At 70.4% G+C, this 17,960-nt stretch carries 17 protein-coding genes; 8 read left to right on the top strand and 9 right to left on the bottom strand.

Features of this window, described 5'->3' with window-relative positions; translation table 11 throughout:
• Positions 1 to 85: 85 nt before the first annotated feature.
• Complete coding sequence (locus tag Pta02_RS06225; RefSeq protein ID WP_203873718.1) at positions 86 to 421, bottom strand: hypothetical protein; 336 nt, start codon at positions 419 to 421, stop codon at positions 86 to 88.
• Positions 422 to 584: 163 nt separating this feature from the next.
• On the opposite strand from Pta02_RS06225, the gene Pta02_RS06220 reads away from it, so the two are divergent.
• On the top strand, positions 585 to 1,394 hold the full coding sequence (locus Pta02_RS06220; protein ID WP_203873717.1) for a class I SAM-dependent methyltransferase: 810 nt from the start codon (positions 585 to 587) through the stop codon (positions 1,392 to 1,394).
• Between the two features lie 149 nt (positions 1,395 to 1,543).
• Here the strand turns inward: Pta02_RS06220 and Pta02_RS06215 are convergent, their stop codons facing one another.
• Together Pta02_RS06215 and Pta02_RS06210 are read right to left on the bottom strand one after the other, a co-directional pair.
• Positions 1,544 to 3,367, bottom strand: coding sequence for a M14 family metallopeptidase (locus Pta02_RS06215; RefSeq protein ID WP_203873716.1), 1,824 nt, complete (start codon positions 3,365 to 3,367; stop codon positions 1,544 to 1,546).
• A 243-nt stretch (positions 3,368 to 3,610) separates the two neighbouring features.
• Positions 3,611 to 4,018 carry an ATP-binding protein gene (locus Pta02_RS06210; RefSeq protein ID WP_203873715.1) on the bottom strand — a complete coding sequence of 136 codons (408 nt, stop codon included), beginning with the start codon at positions 4,016 to 4,018 and terminating at the stop codon, positions 3,611 to 3,613.
• Positions 4,019 to 4,204: 186 nt separating this feature from the next.
• On the opposite strand from Pta02_RS06210, the gene Pta02_RS06205 reads away from it, so the two are divergent.
• Together Pta02_RS06205 and Pta02_RS06200 are read left to right on the top strand one after the other, a co-directional pair.
• Positions 4,205 to 5,023, top strand: a complete 819-nt coding sequence (locus tag Pta02_RS06205) for a helix-turn-helix domain-containing protein (protein WP_203873714.1) — start codon at positions 4,205 to 4,207, stop codon at positions 5,021 to 5,023.
• A 31-nt stretch (positions 5,024 to 5,054) separates the two neighbouring features.
• Positions 5,055 to 5,285, top strand: a complete 231-nt coding sequence (locus tag Pta02_RS06200; protein ID WP_203873713.1) for a DUF397 domain-containing protein — start codon at positions 5,055 to 5,057, stop codon at positions 5,283 to 5,285.
• 59 nt (positions 5,286 to 5,344) lie between these two features.
• Here Pta02_RS06200 and Pta02_RS06195 read toward each other — a convergent pair whose 3' ends face one another.
• Together Pta02_RS06195 and Pta02_RS06190 are read right to left on the bottom strand one after the other, a co-directional pair.
• Positions 5,345 to 8,263: an AAA family ATPase gene (locus Pta02_RS06195; protein WP_203873712.1), complete on the bottom strand. Its 2,919-nt coding sequence runs from the start codon at positions 8,261 to 8,263 to the stop codon at positions 5,345 to 5,347.
• A 14-nt stretch (positions 8,264 to 8,277) separates the two neighbouring features.
• Positions 8,278 to 8,934, bottom strand: a complete 657-nt coding sequence (locus tag Pta02_RS06190; RefSeq protein ID WP_203873711.1) for a hypothetical protein — start codon at positions 8,932 to 8,934, stop codon at positions 8,278 to 8,280.
• 535 nt (positions 8,935 to 9,469) lie between these two features.
• Here Pta02_RS06190 and Pta02_RS06185 point away from each other — a divergent pair.
• Positions 9,470 to 9,805: a carboxymuconolactone decarboxylase family protein gene (locus Pta02_RS06185; RefSeq protein WP_239129723.1), complete on the top strand. Its 336-nt coding sequence runs from the start codon at positions 9,470 to 9,472 to the stop codon at positions 9,803 to 9,805.
• On the opposite strand, the gene Pta02_RS06180 is transcribed toward Pta02_RS06185, so the two are convergent.
• Positions 9,802 to 11,010 carry a PQQ-dependent sugar dehydrogenase gene (locus tag Pta02_RS06180; RefSeq protein ID WP_239129708.1) on the bottom strand — a complete coding sequence of 403 codons (1,209 nt, stop codon included), beginning with the start codon at positions 11,008 to 11,010 and terminating at the stop codon, positions 9,802 to 9,804. The two genes, Pta02_RS06185 and Pta02_RS06180, sit on opposite strands and share 4 nt — an antisense overlap.
• A gap of 145 nt (positions 11,011 to 11,155) precedes the next feature.
• Here Pta02_RS06180 and Pta02_RS06175 point away from each other — a divergent pair, with 145 nt between their 5' ends.
• Positions 11,156 to 11,908 carry an SDR family NAD(P)-dependent oxidoreductase gene (locus Pta02_RS06175; protein WP_203873709.1) on the top strand — a complete coding sequence of 251 codons (753 nt, stop codon included), beginning with the start codon at positions 11,156 to 11,158 and terminating at the stop codon, positions 11,906 to 11,908.
• A gap of 145 nt (positions 11,909 to 12,053) precedes the next feature.
• Here the strand turns inward: Pta02_RS06175 and Pta02_RS06170 are convergent, their stop codons facing one another.
• On the bottom strand, positions 12,054 to 13,274 hold the full coding sequence (locus Pta02_RS06170; RefSeq protein ID WP_203873708.1) for an ABC transporter ATP-binding protein: 1,221 nt from the start codon (positions 13,272 to 13,274) through the stop codon (positions 12,054 to 12,056).
• A 177-nt stretch (positions 13,275 to 13,451) separates the two neighbouring features.
• On the opposite strand from Pta02_RS06170, the gene Pta02_RS06165 reads away from it, so the two are divergent.
• Positions 13,452 to 14,438: a LacI family DNA-binding transcriptional regulator gene (locus Pta02_RS06165; RefSeq protein ID WP_203873707.1), complete on the top strand. Its 987-nt coding sequence runs from the start codon at positions 13,452 to 13,454 to the stop codon at positions 14,436 to 14,438.
• Between the two features lie 71 nt (positions 14,439 to 14,509).
• Here Pta02_RS06165 and Pta02_RS06160 read toward each other — a convergent pair whose 3' ends face one another.
• Positions 14,510 to 14,995, bottom strand: a complete 486-nt coding sequence (locus tag Pta02_RS06160; protein ID WP_203873706.1) for a glutathione peroxidase — start codon at positions 14,993 to 14,995, stop codon at positions 14,510 to 14,512.
• 429 nt (positions 14,996 to 15,424) lie between these two features.
• On the opposite strand from Pta02_RS06160, the gene Pta02_RS06155 reads away from it, so the two are divergent.
• Positions 15,425 to 15,949, top strand: a complete 525-nt coding sequence (locus Pta02_RS06155) for an aggregation-promoting factor C-terminal-like domain-containing protein (RefSeq protein ID WP_203873705.1) — start codon at positions 15,425 to 15,427, stop codon at positions 15,947 to 15,949.
• Between the two features lie 158 nt (positions 15,950 to 16,107).
• Here the strand turns inward: Pta02_RS06155 and Pta02_RS06150 are convergent, their stop codons facing one another.
• The gene (locus tag Pta02_RS06150) at positions 16,108 to 16,749 is read right to left on the bottom strand and encodes a TetR/AcrR family transcriptional regulator (protein ID WP_203873704.1); all 642 of its coding nucleotides are present in this window, start codon (positions 16,747 to 16,749) and stop codon (positions 16,108 to 16,110) included.
• Between the two features lie 89 nt (positions 16,750 to 16,838).
• On the opposite strand from Pta02_RS06150, the gene Pta02_RS06145 reads away from it, so the two are divergent.
• A complete protein-coding gene (locus Pta02_RS06145) occupies positions 16,839 to 17,954 on the top strand; it encodes a ferritin-like domain-containing protein (protein ID WP_203873703.1) in 1,116 nt (371 codons plus the stop codon).
• Positions 17,955 to 17,960 lie beyond the last annotated feature (6 nt).

Here is a 17,960-nt window from a genome sequence, read left to right as displayed (position 1 = left end):
CGCGGACCCGCGCAGGCGCGCCTCCCGGGCCGGTGCCCGCCGATCGATGCCCCCGGGCCGGTGCCCGCAGGTCGGTGCCCGCCGATCAGTGGGAGATGAAGGGCAGCCGGGGAGGGACGGGTGTGTACAGCGCCTCCACCGGCGGCCGCTCGAAATCCGCCGGCACGGCCGGCGGCGCCTCCCGGCCCGGCCTGCCCGTCTGCGGGAAGGCGTTCACCCTGTCCACGCCGCATCCGGGGCAGTTCACCCCCGCCCACGGCGGCTGGACGGGGACCTCGGACTGCAGCCAGACCACCACGTCGTGACCGCGTCCGTCGGTCAGGTGGCGGACGGTGTACTCCTGTTCCCACACATGCCGGCACTGCAGGCACTCCAGCGACCACGCCTCAAGGGCCCTGAACTCCTCCTGCACGTCAACCACCTCCACAGGTGACGTCGACGACCTGGTTCAAGTCTGCGGGCCGCCGTCGGGGACAACAAGCACGGGGATCCCCATATTCAGTAATTCTCACATAACGAGACGATCTTTCTCATTGAATGAGACCACTGCTACGGTTGGCCCACCCGACCGAAGGAGTGGTCCTGTGGCGACGAAAGACGCCGTGTACACGCACGGCCATCACGAGTCCGTACTGCGCTCTCACCGCTGGCGCACGGTGGAGAACTCGGCGGCCCACCTCCTGCCGCACCTGGAGCCCGGGATGTCGTTGCTGGACGTGGGCTGCGGGCCCGGCACCATCACCGCCGACCTGGCCGCCCGGGTCGCCCCGGGGACGGTCACCGCCTCCGAGGTCACCGAGGAGGCCCTGGGGCTGGCCCGCGCCGAGGTCGCGCGGCGCGGCCTGACCGGCGTCGAGTTCGCCGTGGCCGACGTGCACGCGCTGGACTTCCCCGACGACTCCTTCGACGTGGTCCACGCCCACCAGGTGCTGCAGCACGTGGGCGACCCGGTACAGGCCCTGCGCGAGATGCGGCGGGTCTGCAGGCCGGGCGGGATCGTCGCGGTGCGCGACAGCGACTACGCCGCCTTCACCTGGTTCCCGGAGCAGCCCGAGCTACAGGAGTGGATGGCCCTCTACCAGAAGGTCGCCCGGGCCAACGGCGGCGAGCCCGACGCGGGGCGGCGGCTGCTGTCCTGGGCCCGGGCCGCCGGCTTCGCCGACGTCTCGGCGACCTCCTCGACCTGGTGCTTCGCCACGCCCGAGGACCGGCAGTGGTGGGGCGGCATGTGGGCCGAGCGGATCCTGAAGTCCGACATGGCCCGCCAAGCCCTGGACTCGGGCGCCGCCACCGAGGACGACCTGCGCCGCATCTCCGAGGGCTGGAGGGCCTGGGCCGCCGAACCGGACGGCTGGCTGTCCCTGCTCCACGGCGAGCTGATCTGCCGGGCCTGAGGCCGCACCGGCCCGCCGGCCGCGGCCCGGCCGGCGGCAGGGCTCCGGCGTGACACGGCCCGGCCGGCGGTACGGCTCCGGCGCGGCGCGGCGCGGCTTCCGCGGTCGGGTACGGCCGCCGCCGGGCGACGGCCGTACCGTTCAGCCGCTCACTGCTGCTGCGTGATCCTGACGTCGTCGACCCCGGCCTCGACCAGCGAGGCACCGGAGGCGTCGGCCGCGTCGATCACGATCCTGACGCTCTGCCCGGCGAAGGCGGTCAGGTTCGCCGTGGCGGTCGCCCAGGAGCCGTTGCGGTTGGTCGCCGCGCCCGCCTGGTTGAAGACCGTCGAGGTGGTGCTGCCGACGACCCTCACCCGCAGGTAGTCGGCGCTGGAGGAGTTGGACCCGTGCGCCAGATACCACGACAGCGACAGGCTCAGCGTCCCGCTCGCCGGCAGGGTGATCGCCGGTGACTGGATGCTGGTGACGCCGCCGTCGATGTCGTTGGCGCCCGCCGAGGCTCCCGCCAGGCGGCCGGTGACCAGGTCGTTGGTCCCGCTGACCGTGGTGCCCAGCTGCTTGGCGCCGCTGGAGGTGGTGGCCTCCGGGTCACCGCGCTCCCACGCGCCGCTGACGGCGGTGTCGGTGCCCGACGCGTTGGTGGTCCAGCCGGCCGCCGTCTCGAAGGTGTCGGAGTAGACCGTCGTCGGCGGCGTGCCGGTCCCGCAGTACTGCGACTCCTTGCCGATGATCCGGTAGACGCAGTCGGAGTATTCGAGGAAGCGCAGCACGGCCTCCCTGTTGCGGGTGGTCTGCGGGACGATCTGCTCGTCGGGCGGGTAGAAACCGGGGTTGGAGCCGACCGGGTACATCTCGAAGGTGAAGCTGAAGATCTTGTAGACGCCCCACATCCAGTCGTCGATGGTCCCGTCGGTGATGTACAGGTCGCTGGCCTGCTCCGGGGTGTAGCCGTTGGTGGAGGCCATGTTCTGGCCCAGGGTGGCGTGCGCGTCCCGGTCGTCCTGGGTAAGGCCCGGCGCGGTGTCGTTGAAGGTGTAGCCGTAGGGCCACAGGATCAGCTCGCTGTAGGTGTGCCAGTCGATGTGCGACTTGATCTGCTGCACGCCGCCGATCACCCGGCTGCGCACCCAGTCGGCCGTCGCCCGCACCTCGGGGGCCGACTCGGCCGCCGCGCCGCGGTAGGTCTCACTGGAGGTGGAACCGGAGGAGCCGTTGCAGCAGCCCCAGTTGTAGGCCCAGTTGCGGTTCATGTCGGTGCCCACGGCGGACGAACCCGAGTTGGGCTGGCGGTTCTTGCGCCAGGAGCGGTAGGAGCCGGTCGCGATGTCGTACTCGCCGCCGTCCGGGTTCAGGTCCGGCATGATCCAGATCTCGCGGCTGTTCACCAGGTTGGTGATGCGGCTGTCGCTGCCGTAGTTGTCGGTCAGCAGGTGCATGATGTAGAGCGCCATCTCGACCGTCAGGTGCTCGCGGGCGTGCTGGTGGTGGGTGAACAGCACCTCGGGCTCGTTCTCGTCCGTGCCCACGTTGTCACTGATCTTGATCAGGCGGAGCGACCTGTTCTCGTGCGACCTGCCGTATTCCCTCTGGCTCATGATGTTGGGATGGGCCGCGACCAGGGCGTTGATCTCGGCGTTCATCTCGGCGTAGTTGTGATAGCCGGAGTCGGCCGGCGGGAAGTCGAGCGCGCGCGCGTCAGGGGATAACGATCTGTTGATCTTCGTGACCTTGTAGCCCAGCTTCTTGATGGCGGCGACCTCGGCCTCCGTGGCGGTGACCACGATCGAGGCGGGGTCCACCTGGTCGATCGCGGCACCCGTGGCCGCGACCGCGCTGCGCTGCCGGGAGTCGCTGGGACCCTCGACGGTGTACTGGCTGTTGGGCGGCGGCTCGGCCGCGGCCTCCACTCCGGTCATGCCGAGGCACAACAGCGCCAGGGCGGCGATTCCGACGATCAGACGGTTTCTCACCGGGTCCTCCTCAGGCGCGCGCTCGGGGGGTTGTCGCACGCCTGCACCGAGAGTCAAGCACGGCGGTCGATCCGGAAAGACCCAATTCCAGCGTGGCCGGATCCGGCCTCCCGCTCGCCTTCCCCGTGCCCCCTTCCCCGCCTTCGCGTCTCCCCGAGCTCTCCCTACCCCCTCCCGCGCTCCCCGAAGAGCCCGGCCCTTCCGAAAGGAGTCACCGCTTCTTTCGGAAGAGCGCCACGAGCCTCAGAAGGCGACCTCGAACCAGAGCGTCCTGCTCCCCCGCGGATCCTCCTGCCGCACCCCCCACCGGGAGGCGATCAGATCCACCAGGAACAACCCCCGGCCGCCCTCGGCGTCCGGCTCGTTGCGGACGTACGGCGCCGACCTCGTCGAACCGGCGTCGCACACCTCGACCGTGACGGCCCCCGAATCCACCGCCACGGTCATGACCACCCGGCCCCCGTCGGCCGATCCGGAGTGCACCACCGAGTTCGTGACGACCTCGCTGACGAGCAGCACCACGTCATCGGAGGCCGGGTGCCCCTCCCCCAGGAGCTCGGCCACCTGCCGCCGGGCCACCGTCACCGCCTCCGGCACCCCTCGCAGGATGACGGTGGATCGGGGTGCGACGGTCTGTTGCCCGGTCCTCATGGTCGGCCTCGCTCCCCGCGGGCGCGTTCTTCTGCAGATCGCGCTCTGAGATGGCACACTCACTCACAGTGAACTGTTCTATCAAAGACAGCGACATCCCAAAGTGAAATTCCTCAGTTTCGTGCCGGAAGATGGAGGTCTCCCGTCATGACCCGGTGCAGTCCCACAGCCAGGCACCGCCGGCTGATGGCCGAACTGAACCGCCTCCGGTGCGACAGCGGGCTCTCGCGTGCCGAGGTCGCCGCCCTGATCGGATCCACCGACACCACCCTCTGGAGGTACGAGACGGGCCTGACCCGCCCCAAGCCCTCCGATGTGGCGGCGCTCACCAGCGTGTACGGCGTCGGCGGGGAGGAGCGCGAGTCCCTGCTCCAGATGGCCAAGGAGGCCCGGCGGCGGGGCTGGTGGCACCGGCACCGCCGGGCGCTCAAGCCCGGCTTCGACTCCTACATCGGGCTGGAGGCCGAGGCGTCGGCGGTGCGGGTCTACGAGCCGCTGGTGGTGCCCGGCCTGACGCAGACCGAGGCGTACGCCCGCGCGGTCATCGAGGCCGTCGCCCCCGCCTGCTCCCCCGCCGAGCTCGACGAGAAGGTCGCGGTGCGCGCCTCACGCCAGCGGCTGCTGCACGGCCCGGGCGACCCGATCCACCTGGTCGCCGTGCTCGACGAGGCGGTCCTGTGGCGCCGGGTCGGCGGCCGGGAGGTGATGCGCGAGCAGCTGGAGCATCTGGTCCGGCTCGGCGCGCTGCCCAACGTGGAGCTGCGGGTCATCCCGTTCTCCGCGGGGGCGCACGCGGCGATGGACGGCAAGTTCTGCCTGCTCAGGCTCCCCGAGGCCGCCGACCCCGACCTGGTCTACCTGGAGCGGGCCACCAGGGGCCTGGTCTCGGACGACCCGGAGGAGGCGCGGCGCTACACCCGGATGTTCGACGATCTGACGGCGCTGGCCCTCGACGAGCGGGCCTCGGCCGCCCGCATTGCCCGGGCGGCCGAAGAGGTGACATAACGAAAGAAGTCGAAGAAGGCGGGTGACCCTGATGGACCCCTCTCGCGTCACGTGGCGCAAGAGCAGCCGCAGCACCGACGGAGGCGACTGCGTGGAAGTGGCGGTCGTCCCCGGCGGTCCGGCCGCGTCCGAGCCGGGATCCGCATCCGGCGGGCTCTATCTGGTGCGTGACTCCAAAGACCCCGACGGACCGGCGCTGACGTTCACCTCCGATGAGTGGGACGCCTTCGTCACCGGGGTCAAGCGCGGCGAATTCGGCTGAGAGGCCCCGGCGGGAGCCATCGCCCCGGTTCCCCCCAGGGCCTCTCAGCCTTCATCCGATCACCTGGCCGGGCGCTCGCCGTCCGGGCCGTTGTATCCCAGCAGCCGCATGGCGATCTCCGGATCCATCGCGGCGGCCAGGAGCTGGGCCCGCTCCACCGCGCGGTCCCGTTGCGCCTCCGCCCTGGCCCGGGCGGACTGCACGCCCCGGATCACCGCGAAGGCGATGCCCGTCCCCACCACGACGGCCACCACCGCGACGAAGACCACCAGGAGCGTGCCGCGTTCCGCGCCGAGTCCCACCCCGGCCATCGCCGACGGGTCCCCGGTGAACACGTACACCCCGAGCAGGGTGAACAGGGCCAGGGCCACGAGACTGGCCACGACCACCGCGAAGGCCCTGAACCTGCGCCACCCGGCCCGGGGCGCGGCGGGCCGCGCCTCGTCCACGACCTCCGGCAGCGGGGTCTCGACCGCGACGTGCTCCTTCCTGTCCTCCCACGGCACGAACTCCGGCCCGTGCTCCTCCAGCGGCTCCAGCGACGCCGAGGAGCCGTGCCCGTTGCCCGTCACCACGGAGCCCTGGATGACCGCGACGGAGGGTTCGAGCCGCGGCACGGTCAACGGCACGGGCAGTTCGCGCTCCACCCGGCTGTGCTCGCGGTGCGCCCTGGCCGCCTCCTGGTGGTACTCCTCGATCTCGGCGTAGAAGTCGTCCGAGCGGTAGATCGAGCCGTCGACCAGCGGCCCCTGCCGCTGTTCCAGGATCGCCACCACGTCGTCGCCGTTCAGCGTCTTGTGGGTCTCCAGGGCGTGGGCCAGGCAGAGCACCTCCCGCCGGTGCTCCCGCAGCAGCTCCTCCGTCTTGTCCAGCAGGCGCACCAGGTTGTACTCGATGCGCTCGCCGAGCACGTCGGGAGCGCTCTTCTGCCCGCCGCCGGGCGGCTTGGTGAAGCCGATGCCCCCGGCGCCGCCACCGGGCCTGGGCATGGACTTGCCGCCCATGATCTCCAGCTCCTGCAGCGCGGGCAGTGAGGTCACCCCGCGCCCCATCCCCCAGTGCGCCTCCATCAGCGCGGTGAGGAAGGTGGCCGAGAACAGGTCCCCGGAGACGCCGGAGGAGTTGTCCTCGGCGAAGAACATCCGCTCTCCGGCCAGCGAGGCGAGCGAGACCATGATGTCGGCCTCGTGCTCGGACTTCCACCGGGTGAACTGGTCCTCCGGCTTGATGCTCGCCACCATGCCGAGATAGTCGGCGCCCTTCTCGATCGTGGCGATGTCGATCTCCAGGTGGTAGCGCGTGCGGTAGGCGGCCACGGCGTGGCACGCCTCGTGCACGGCGACCGCGTGACGCTCGCGCTCGATGTACTCCACGTCCTCGGGCGGGCCCAGCTGCTTGAGCCGCTTGGCCCGGGTCACGTCGGACCAGGTGATGACCTCGCGGCCGTCGCGGATCGCGGTGATCAGCGACTCGTTCACCAGGTCCTTGATCGTGGCGCCGGTGGCGTAGGGGGTGATCGTGGCCAGCTTGTCGAGCTGCTCCTCGGTCAGCTCGTGCTCGACCTTGTCGAAGTAGCCCCGGTAGGTGCGCACCCGGCCCGCCTTGGAGGGGTAGCCCACCTTGTAGATGCGGTCGATGCGGCCCGGCCGCAGCAGCGCCTCGTCCAGCGAGTTGGGCATGTTGGTGGCCATCATGACCAGGATCCGGTACTTGGGCGGCGGCTTGGGCCGCATGCCGAACAACCGGCGCACGTAGCGGTTGACCAGGCCGCGCGGCTTCTTCAGGCCCGACAGCTCGGTGAGCAGCGCCTGCAGGGTGCCGGGGTCGCCGCCGCCGCCCATGTTGCCGCCCATGAAGAAGCGGTTGCGCCCGGTCTCGGGCTCCTGCCGCCCGCCGGTGTCGCGGGCCAGCAGCCATCGCGTGTCCTCCGACAGATAGCCGAACCCGTGACAGCCGCCGGAGTGCGGGGAGAAGCCGGGCCCGCCCCTGGGACCCTGCTGGGCCAGCGAGCCGCGGCGGCCGAGGGAGTCGGCCTCGTCGAAGAAGACGATGACGCCGCCGTACCGCAGGGCGAGCTTGCGCAGCTTCCTGAACAGCGACTTCACCTTCAGGATGCCGATGCCCATGAACATGTTGACGAACGCGCCGGGGTCGACGAAGACGTACGGCTTGCCGGTCTCACCCGCCACCGCCTCGGCCATCAGGGTCTTGCCGGTGCCGGGCGGCCCCCACAGCAGCAGGCCGCTGGGCACGTAGCCGCCGCGTTCCTCGATGGCGTCCGGCTTCTCCAGGAAGACGATGTTCTCCTTGACCCGCTCGACCACGTGGTCCTGGCCCCACACGTCGGAGAAGCGCGTCTTGATGTCGTCGGGGAAGTAGGTCTCGACCCCACCGCGCGACAGCAGCCAGAACAGGCCGATGAACTGGAAGGCGATGAAGAAGAAGGCGAAGGCCAGCTGCGCGACGTACGGCAGCGCCTGCCAGATCAGGGCCGGCGCCTGGAACAGCGCGAGGGCGGGTGAGGTGCCGAGCACCTCGCCGAGGATCAGCGCCAGGACCCCGATCCAGAACAGCCACTTGATGGCCCGGGCGAGGCGGAAGCGGTTCCAGTCGGAGAAGCGGCGATGGGTCCAGCGTTCGAAGCCGCCGAACACCGAGCGCGTCCAGAACCCGTGGTAGCCGGCCGAGTGCTCGCTGATGCCGAAGTGGATCTGACGCAGGATCTCGGCGCCCAGCAGCCAGAAGATCCACGGTGCGTCCCGGGCGGTGAGGATCAGCGCGTCCTGGAAGCTCATGACGCCCTCGAAGGAGGCCATCTTGTTCCAGACCAGCACGAAGTAGATGATCGTCAGGATGAGGACGAACTTGATCCTGTCCCAGAACGGCATGCGCTTCCTGGTCTGGGACTCGGGGTCGGTCGGGCCGCTGCCCGGCGGGCGGAGGCCTTCGACGTGAGGGGGCGGTGCGGGTGACTTCATCTATTGGCCTCTCCTCACCCGATGGGGCGTTTGATGACCTTGAAGGACTGGGCGATCACATCGAGTTCCGCGGCGCGATCGCGGTAGCACGACGCCGAGCAGCGGATCAGCATCGTGGACAACCGCTGGCCGTCGGCGGCGAGGTAGGCGGTGAGGTCGAAGGTGTGGGTCCCGGCGCCCTGGATCGCGTAGTTGAAGCGCACGTGCACGCCCTGCAGCCCGTCGCCGGGCTCGATCACCTCGTCGGCCAGGAGCTCGAAGTCGGTGGCCGGATAGCCGGGGATCGCCGAGGCCTGCTGGCGGGCGCTCTCCGTGACGGGGAGGAGGGCGTCGCGCATGACGTTCAGCGACATCATGTCGCGCTGCTCGCGCAGGAGCGTCGTGACCCGGACGAAGACGAACGGCTCGTCGGTGCTGCCCAGGCCGTACAGGTGCCCGACGGCGGGCTCGGCGTCGGCGTCGTAGGCGGCCAGCCAGATGAGCTCCTTGCGCACCTGGGCCGTGGCCGAGTCGGGGTCGCCCTGGGTGAAGAACCGCGACAGCGTCTCCTGGTCGACCGCGTGCCAGCTGGCGGGGACCTTGAAGTAGGTCTCTCCGCTGTCGTGGCGGACGTAGGTGAACTCCGGGCCGGCGCACCCGGTGAGTCCGAAGGTCAGAGCGGTGATGAGCATTACCGAGAGGGTGAAGACGGCCCTTGATCTTTTCACCAGGGCTATACCTCCGCCTTGGAAGTCAACGGGGGACTTATGCCCGTTTTTCGAGTATCCCTCTCCTTCGGACGTCCGGCTATCTTGGAAATCTTGACCAAATCTTGGCGCTATGTGGGCTTCACTTGTTACACATCGCCTGGGTGATTCCACCGGCTCAGTTGAATTCTCAACATCGCTTCTGTAAAAGGGCTCCGCCCTCCGCAGGCGGCCGGATCCGGCAACGTGGGCGCAACCCGAGCTGTGTGATCTTTTACTGCGCGGGGACGAACGGGGGCCGCCGACCGGCGCCCCTCCAGCAGACGGCGATATGTACACGCATGCCGGGACTCCTACTGTGTAAGGAGCTATCCCTCATGCCGGAACCGGCCAAGGATGGGAGAGTCGCGACGTCCTCGCCGCGCTCGTTCTCGACCGCCGGTTGACGGACTCGGAGTGACTCATGAACGGAAACTCGGGCGACACCCCTTCTGACCGCCGAGCTCGCGGATTGGAGATCATGAGACGGGTCAGCGGCCGGGACGACTCCGGCGACGACTCCGGTGACTTCTTCGGCATGACGGTCGAGCACCTGTTCGCCGAGGTCTGGTCCCGCGAAGGGCTGAGCATGCGGGACCGCAGGCTGCTCCTGGTGGGCCTGCTCATCGGCCAGGGCATGGACGACGCGCTCGGGACGCAGCTCGACGCCGGGCTGCGGACCGGGCAGTTCACCCCGGAGGAGCTGCGCGAGATCGTCATCTTCCTCGCCCACTACGCGGGATGGCCGCGCGGGACCAGGCTCGACGCCCAGGTCGAGGACCTGATCTCCCGGTTCATGAAGGACTGGGGCGACTAGGGCGCGGCCTCCAGGCGGTACAGGGGGCCCTCAAGGCTGAGCGCGTAGAGCTCCCCGTCGTTGTCCTCGCCGAAGGACGACAGCTGCCGGATGTCGCCGATCTTCTCTCCCCCGCCCGGCCGGTCGGCGGGGGCCGACCTGATCCAGCCCGCGCAGAAGTCGCCGTAGAGGAAGCGTCCCGACAGGCCGGGGACCGCGGCGCCCCGGTAGACGTATCCGGCGATCACCGAGCAGTTGCCGCCCTCACCGAGCGGATATTCGATGACCGGGTCGGTCGTCCCGCCCTCGGCGGCGTTCCCCTGGAACGGGTGGCGGCCCTCCCGGAGGTTCCAGCCGTAGTTGCGCCCGCCCTCGCCGGCGGGCTCGAAGTCGACCTCCTCCCAGGCGTTCTGGCCGACGTCGCCGATCCACATGTCACCGGTCCGGCGGTCGAAGGTGAAGCGCCAGGGGTTGCGCAGGCCGTACGACCATATTTCGGGTTTCGCGCCCTTCCGGTCCACGAACGGGTTGTCCTCTGGCACGGTGTACGGCCTGCCGCGCGGGTCGATCCTGAGGATCTTCCCCAGCCAGGTGCCCAGGTTCTGCCCGTTGCCCTGCGGGTCTCCCCCGCTGCCCCCGTCGCCCAGCGCGATGTAGAGGTATCCGTCCGGCCCGAAGGCCAGCTGCCCGCCGTTGTGGTTGGCGTACGGCTGGCGCTGGGTCAGCACGTCCCGGCGGCCGCTCGCCCGGCGGCCGTCGAAGGCCCACTCCGTGATGTGGGTGTGCCCGTCGCGGTCGGTCCAGTTCAGGTAGAGGAAGTCGCCGCCGGGATGGAACGCCACGCCCAGGAGTCCCTGCTCGTTGCCCTCGCTCACCTCCTGCGACAGGTCCACCACGGACCCGCCCGCGACCTCGCCGCCCGCGACGGCCCGCAGCCGGCCGCCCTGCTCGGCGACGTAGAGCGTGGAGTCGCCCGGGCGCACGGCCATCGCCACGGGCCGGTCCAGCTGCGCGATCTCGGTGAAACGCGGCCGGGCGGCCGGGGACGCCGAGGGCGACCCCTCGGACCCGGAAGTGGAGGGCCCGGGCGTGGACCCGGTGGCGGAGGGCTCGCTCACGGATCCGGCGGCGGAGGGCGGGGCCGCCGGCCCGCCCGCCGAGCAGGCGGCCAGCACCGCGCACAGCAGAGCCGTCCCCGCGCCCATCCGGTACGAGAAGATCCTCACAGTTCTCACCCTCCAGCCTCCGGGTTCTCCACCCTCGATGATCCCTCTACCCGGCGGGGAGGGGGGAGGTTCCGGGGAGACTGCGGCACCGGCGGGTCGCGATCCCGCCGGGCGGGGGCGGAGGTCCGGTGCCTAGACTGCCGTCATGCCTTCCGCACTGATCACTGGCGCGACCGCCGGCATCGGCGCCGCGTTCGCGCGCCGCCTGGCCGCCGACGGGTTCTCCCTCGTCCTGGTCGCCCGCGACGACAAGCGCCTGGCCGTCTCCGCCGAGGAACTGCGCCTGCGCTACGGGGTGCGGGTCGAGGTGCTCCCCGCCGACCTGACCGCCGAGGACGGCCTCGCGGCGGTCGAGCGGCGGCTCCGCGAAGGGGTCGACCTGCTGGTCAACAACGCGGGCTTCGGCCACCGCGGCACCTTCCTCGACGTCCCCGTCTCCGACGAGCTGCGGATGCTGAAGCTGCACTGCGAGGCGGTGCTGCGCCTGACGATGGCCGCGCTGCCGGGGATGCGGGAGCGCGACCGGGGAGCGGTCGTCAACGTGGCCTCGGTGGCGGCGTTCTTCACCCGGGGGACCTACAGCGCGTCCAAGGCGTGGGTGGTCAACTTCAGCCGGTCGACGGCCGCCGAGCTGGCCGGCGAGCGGGTGCGGGTCATGGCCCTGTGCCCCGGCTTCGTCCGCACCGAGTTCCACGACCGCGCCTCGATGGACGTCTCCGGCATCCCCGGCGTGCTGTGGCTGTCGGCTGACAAGGTGGTCGCCGAGGCCATGCGCGACCTGGCGCGCGGCGCCTGGGTGAGCGTGCCGGACCTGCGCTACAAGGCCATCGTCGCGGTCGGCAGGCTGGTCCCGGGCAAGCTGACCGGCCAGGTCTCGCGCCGCCTCGGCCGCAGGTAGCCGGCCCGGCCGCCGCCCGGCGCGCCGTACGGCCCGCGGAACGGGACCGTACGGCTCCCGCGGGCGGGAGTCGATCCGCGGACAGGAACGGGCCCGCGCCACGGGAGGGGGTCGTGGCGCGGGCCCGTTCGCCCTGCGGGGATGGTCAGACGCGGATGCCCGCGGTGTGGCCGATCGACAGGCCGGAGGCCGGGTCGAAGAAGTGCAGGTTGTGGGTGTCCACGACCAGCTCGATGTTCTGGCCGGGGCGGACGTGGCTGCGGGAGTTCACGCGGGCGGTCCACAGCGACTTGTCGCCGACCAGCGGGAGGGTGGCGTCCTCCTCGTCACCGGCGTCGGCCGCGGCCACGGTGTCCTGGTGCTGGACCGGCGGGGCGTCGATCAGGAACAGGACGTTGATCTCGGAGCCCAGCTCCTCGGTGACCTCGGCGCGGACCGGCAGGCGGACCCAGCCGCCGGCGTGGCCGTTGGCCGCCACCGAGTCCTCGAAGTCGGAGGGGCGGATGCCCAGGATGAGCTGCTTGCCGAGGTACTGCTCCAGGCCGGGCTTCTCGGCGAAGGTCGACTGCGGAACCGGCAGCCTGTAGCCGGCGAACGCGACGGCGGCGCCGCCCTCGCCGCGGACCAGCTCGGCGTTGACGAAGTTCATCGACGGCGAGCCCATGAAGCCGGCGACGAACAGGTTGACCGGGTTGTCGAAGAGGTTCTGCGGGGTGTCGACCTGCTGGAGCAGACCGTCGCGCAGGACGCAGACGCGGTCGCCCAGGGTCATGGCCTCGACCTGGTCGTGCGTGACGTAGACGGTGGTGACGCCGAGGCGCTCGTGCATCGTGTTGAGCGAGGCGCGCATGGAGACGCGGAGCTTGGCGTCGAGGTTGGACAGCGGCTCGTCCATGAGGAAGGCCTGCGGCTCACGCACGATGGCGCGGCCCATCGCGACACGCTGGCGCTGACCACCGGACAGGGCGGCCGGCTTGCGCTTGAGGTACTGCTCCAGGCCGAGCATCTTGGCGGCCTCGCCGACCCGCTTGGAGATCTCCGCCTTGGGCATCTTGCGGAGCTTGAGACCGAAGGCGAGGTTCTCCTCGACGGTCATGTGCGGGTAGAGCGCGTAGTTCTGGAAGACCATGGCGATGTCACGGTCCTTGGGCGGCAGGTGGTTGACCACCTTCTCGCCGATGAGGATCTCGCCGCCGCTGATGTCCTCAAGGCCGGCGATCATCCGCAGGGCGGTGGACTTACCGCAACCGGACGGACCGACCAGCACCATGAACTCGCCGTCCCTGATCTCAAGGTTGAGGCCGTTCACGGCTTTCACGCCGCCCGCGTAGATCTTGTCGACGCTGTTGAGAACGATGGATGCCATGGACAGTCCTTAGCGCTTCGGGCCAACCCCGCGTTCACCCGATGTGGATACGTTTTCATGAATCTCACCTGAACCGGACATCGCTGTCAAGAGTCCGGAGAGTTTTGGCTTGTCACCTGCTGCCCCGTTATCTCTCCGTGCTGTCGTCACCACGGAAACCATGATGGAATCGTTTCCATGAACATGCGCCGGACCACCATCAAGGACGTCGCGGAGGCGGCGGGTGTCGGAGTGGCCACGGTCTCCCGGGTGCTGTCCGGTGGCTCGGCCAGCCCGGAGACGCGGGAGCGGGTGCTGACCGTGGCCGCCCAGCTCGACTACCGGCCCAGCGCGCTCGGGCGCAACCTGCGCCAGCGGCGCTCGGGCGGGATCGGGCTGCTCGTGCCCGACATCACCGACAGCTTCTACGGCCGCCTGGCCGACGGCGTGCTGGCCTGCGCGCGCTCGGCCGGCGAGCCGGTCATCCTGGGCACCACCGGCGACGACGCCGAGCGCGAGGCCGAGGAGATCGCCGTGCTGCTGGAGCAGGGGGTCGACCGGGTGGTGGCGGTGCCCGCCGGCAGCGGGGAGATCTGGGAGCCGACCCTGCGGACCGGGCTGACCACCGTGTTCGCCCACCGGCTCGCCGCGGGCCGCCACGACGTGCCGGCCGTACTCGCCGACGACCGGGCGGGGGTGCGCACCGCGGTGGACTATCTGACGGGGCTGGGCCACCGCCGCATCGCCTATCTGGGCGGCCCCGGGCAGGACAGCCGGGTCTCGGTCTTCCGGCAGACTCTGGGCGCGCTGGTGGACGAGGAGCTCATCGTCTTCGCGCGGGGCAGCCGCGACTCCGCCTACGCGGCGGCGGCCGGGCTCTTCCAGCACCGGCCCGACCTGACCGCCGTGCTCGCCGGGGGGAACCAGCTGGGCGAGGCCGCCGTGCTCGCCGCCAGGGAGCTCGACCTGCGGGTGCCCAAGGACCTCTCGCTGATCATGTTCGACGACGTGCCCTGGGCGGAGCTGTGCTCCCCTCCGCTGACCGTGATCGCCGAGCCCGCGCAGGACATCGGCTACCGCGCGGCCGAGCTGGTGCTGCGCGCCGGCGGGCGGCGCCCGCGCGGGGCGCTGCTGCCCACCGAGCTGATCGTCAGGGGCAGCTGCGGCCCGCGCCGCACCGTGTGAACCGGGCGGGGCCCGGCGGGGCCGCGTGGCCCCCGACGGGGCTCAGCGGGACTCCGTGATCCCGGCGGGGCTCAGAGGGACTTCTCGATCGCCTCGACGAGGGCGGGGTCCTCGGGCACGACGCCGGGCCGGAACCGGCCCAGGATCCGCCCGTCGCGCGCGACCAGGAACTTCTCGAAGTTCCACTGCACGTCCCCCGCCTGGCCCTCGGCGTCGGCCACCTCGGTCAGCTCGGCGTAAAGCGGGTGCCTGCCCTCACCGTTGACCTCGCTCTTGGCCAGCAGCGGGAAGTCGACACCGTAGTTCACCGCGCAGAACTCCTGGATCTCCTCGGCGCTGCCCGGTTCCTGCCCCATGAACTGGTTGCACGGCACGCCGACGACGGTGAACCCGCGCTCGCCGTAGGTCCGCTGGAGGTCGACCAGGCCCGCGTACTGCGGAGTGAGACCGCACTTGGAGGCCACGTTCACGATGAGCAGGGACTTGTCGCCGACGAGGTCGGCGATCGTGGTGGGGGTACCGGAGAGGGTTTCTACCGAGATATCACGAATGTTCATGACCAGAGGGTAATCGGCGGCGTTTCACCCCCATCGACGGGGCGTCCCCCGCCCCGCGGCGCGCCGTTCCCCGCCCGCGCCGAGTCCCGGCCGGACGGGGCACCGCGCTTCAAACCCCATGACGGGTCGATTTTTTCCACCGGCCCGCCTCCCCGGTCCACGGACCGTGTTCAGCCGGCCCCCTCCGAACCGCCCGGAGGTCTCGAAGATCCGGTAAACAGCTCTCTTTCCCGTGTCGCAGCCGCCCTCCGGTGCCGCCCCGGCGTACTAGAAACCGCCTAGAGACACCGCCGCGGCGTCGTGCCGGAAACATGCCGGCCGGCCACGCGGGCGTCCCTCGTGCGAGCCACGGGCGGGGGAGCGCCGAGCGGGAGAGGGCCTTCACACCCTCGCCCGCCTCCCCGCACGCGGCCCGGAGGAAGGATGATGATGAACGGAAACCGCGTTCTCCGTACCACGGTCGTGACCGTGCTCACCGCGTCCACCGTGATCGGATCGACGATGACCGGGCACGCCGAGGAGAACGCCGAACCGTCCGGGGAAGGGGCGGCTCAGGCGGTTCACCAGAGTGTGCGGTCGACGGAGAACGTCCACCGGGGCGTGTGGTCGACCCGGGCGCAGCCCCGGGCCAGGTCACGGGCCAGGACCGCCAAGGGCAGGAACAAGGCGATCGCTTTCCGCCTCGTCTCCCGCCGGGCGTGGTCCCAGAACCAGTTCCGCTGCCTGGACAGTCTCTGGACCAGGGAGAGCAACTGGAACCACCGGGCACAGAACCGCTCCTCGGGTGCCTACGGCATCCCCCAGGCGCTGCCGGGCTCGAAGATGGGCGGCAGCGGCGGGGACTGGCGGTCGAACCCGGCCACGCAGATCCACTGGGGCCTGCGCTACATCAAGAGCCGCTACGGGTCACCGTGCGGCGCGTGGGGTCACTTCCGGTCGAGGAACTGGTATTGACCCACGCGGGGAGTTGCCAGGGGAAGGGCACACTCCTCGCCGACGCCCGGGGCTTCGGGAGCCCCGGGCGTCACCTTTTCCCCGGCCGGGATCTCTTGCGCCGGGCGGGCCGAGCCCGGGACCTCACCTCTTGCGCCGGGCGGGCCGAGCCCGGGACCTCACCTCTTGCGCCGGGCGAGACGGCCGGCGATGGCCTGGATGAGGAGCTCCGTGCCGAACTCGAACTCGGCCTCGTGGTCGCACGCGCCCAGCTCCGCCGCCAGGGACCTGGTCTCGGGGAACAGCACCGGGTCCACCTTCTCGATGTCCACCTGGGAGTGGTGGACCGGGGCGAAGGTGGGGGTGACGCCGACCTCCCGCAGCAGCGACCCCACGATGTAGGCGATGAACATCCGCAGGATGCGCACCGCCTCCTCGCCGTCGAAGCCCACGCTGCGCAGTGTGGCGAGCGCCCGCTCGACCGGCAGCAGCCCGGCGGGCGACTGGAGCTGGCGGCTGACCACCACCATCGTGCACCGGGGATAGTGGTGGGCGATCTGCCGGAACGCCCGTGCCTGCATGCGCACGCGCTCGGTCCAGTCGGCGTCGGGGTCGTCGGTGAACTCGATCCCCGACAGCACCGTCTCGGCCACCGCGTCCAGCAGCGCCGCCTTGTTGGGCACGTGGTTGTAGAGCGACATGACGCCCACGCCCAGATCGGCTGCGATCCTGCGCATGGATATCGCGTCGGCCCCCTCGCGTTCGATCAGGTCGATGGCGGCGGCGACGATGCGCGGGCGGGACAGCGGCTCGACAGGCATGGCCCCATTCTCCTCCCGCCCATTGACGGACGTACACCGTACGTGCCACGCTCCAGGCATACGTACGGTGTACGTCCCTGGAGGTCGCATTGTCGACGCACGACCTGTACACGATCCCGGCCGATCTCTCCACGTGGGACGTGGAGGCCGCGGGTGCCGCCCGCTTCACCTGGGAATACGACGACGGCAGAGACCGCATGCTCGCCCTGTACCAGAAGGGCAAGGACAAGCAGTGGGACTCCGTCAAGCGCATCGACTGGGACCTCGAGGTCGATCCGTACAACGTGCTCGGCATCCCCGACACCACCATCGCCATCTACGGCACCCCGCTGTGGGACAAGATGGACGACAAGCAGCGCCAGGACGTGCGCCTGCACAACGTGGCCTGGCAGTTCTCCCAGTTCCTGCACGGCGAGCAGGGCGCGATGATCTGCTCGGCCCGGATCGTCGAGTCGGTCCCCGACCTCGACTCCAAGTTCTACGCCGCCACCCAGACCATGGACGAGGCCCGGCACGCCGAGACCTACGCCCGCTTCCTGCAGGAGAAGGTCGGCCTGGCCTACCCCATCAACGAGCACCTCAAGGCGCTGCTGGACAGCACCCTGAGCGACTCCCGCTGGGACATGCCCTACCTGGGCATGCAGGTGCTCATCGAGGGCCTGGCCCTGGCCGCCTTCGGCGTGATGCGCGACATCACCACCAAGCCGCTGCCCAAGCAGATCCTCGCCTACGTGATGCAGGACGAGGCCCGCCACGTCGCCTTCGGCCGCATGGCGCTGCGCGACTACTACCGCGACCTCAGCGAGAGCGAGCTGCGCGAGCGCGAGGACTTCGTCATCGAGGGCTGTTACCTGATGCGCGACCGCCTGCGCGGCCGGGAGACGTGGGAGAACCTCGGCCTGAGCAAGGCCGAGGTCGCCCAGGCCATGGAGGCCGTGGACCAGTCGGAGTACCTGCGGCTGTTCCGCTCCCTGCTGTTCAGCCGCATCGTCCCGTGCGTCAAGGACATCGGCCTGTGGAGCCCCCGCCTGCAGCAGGCCTACGCCGACATGGGCGTACTGGAGATGGCCGGCCAGAGCCTGGACGCGCTGATGAAGCAGGACGAGGACATCGCCGACAAGCTCGACGCCGAGCGCTTCGCCGCCGAGGAGGCCGAGCGCCACACCGAGGTCGCCGAGACCATCGCCCTGGGCGCCGAGTCCTGACCGTCC

Origin of the sequence: Paraplanobispora takensis (genome assembly GCF_016863195.1) — a bacterium.
GTDB lineage: Bacteria > Actinomycetota > Actinomycetes > Streptosporangiales > Streptosporangiaceae > Planobispora > Planobispora takensis.
The sequence above is the reverse complement of the archived record's forward strand: the minus strand, read 5'-3'. Positions and strand labels throughout refer to the sequence as shown.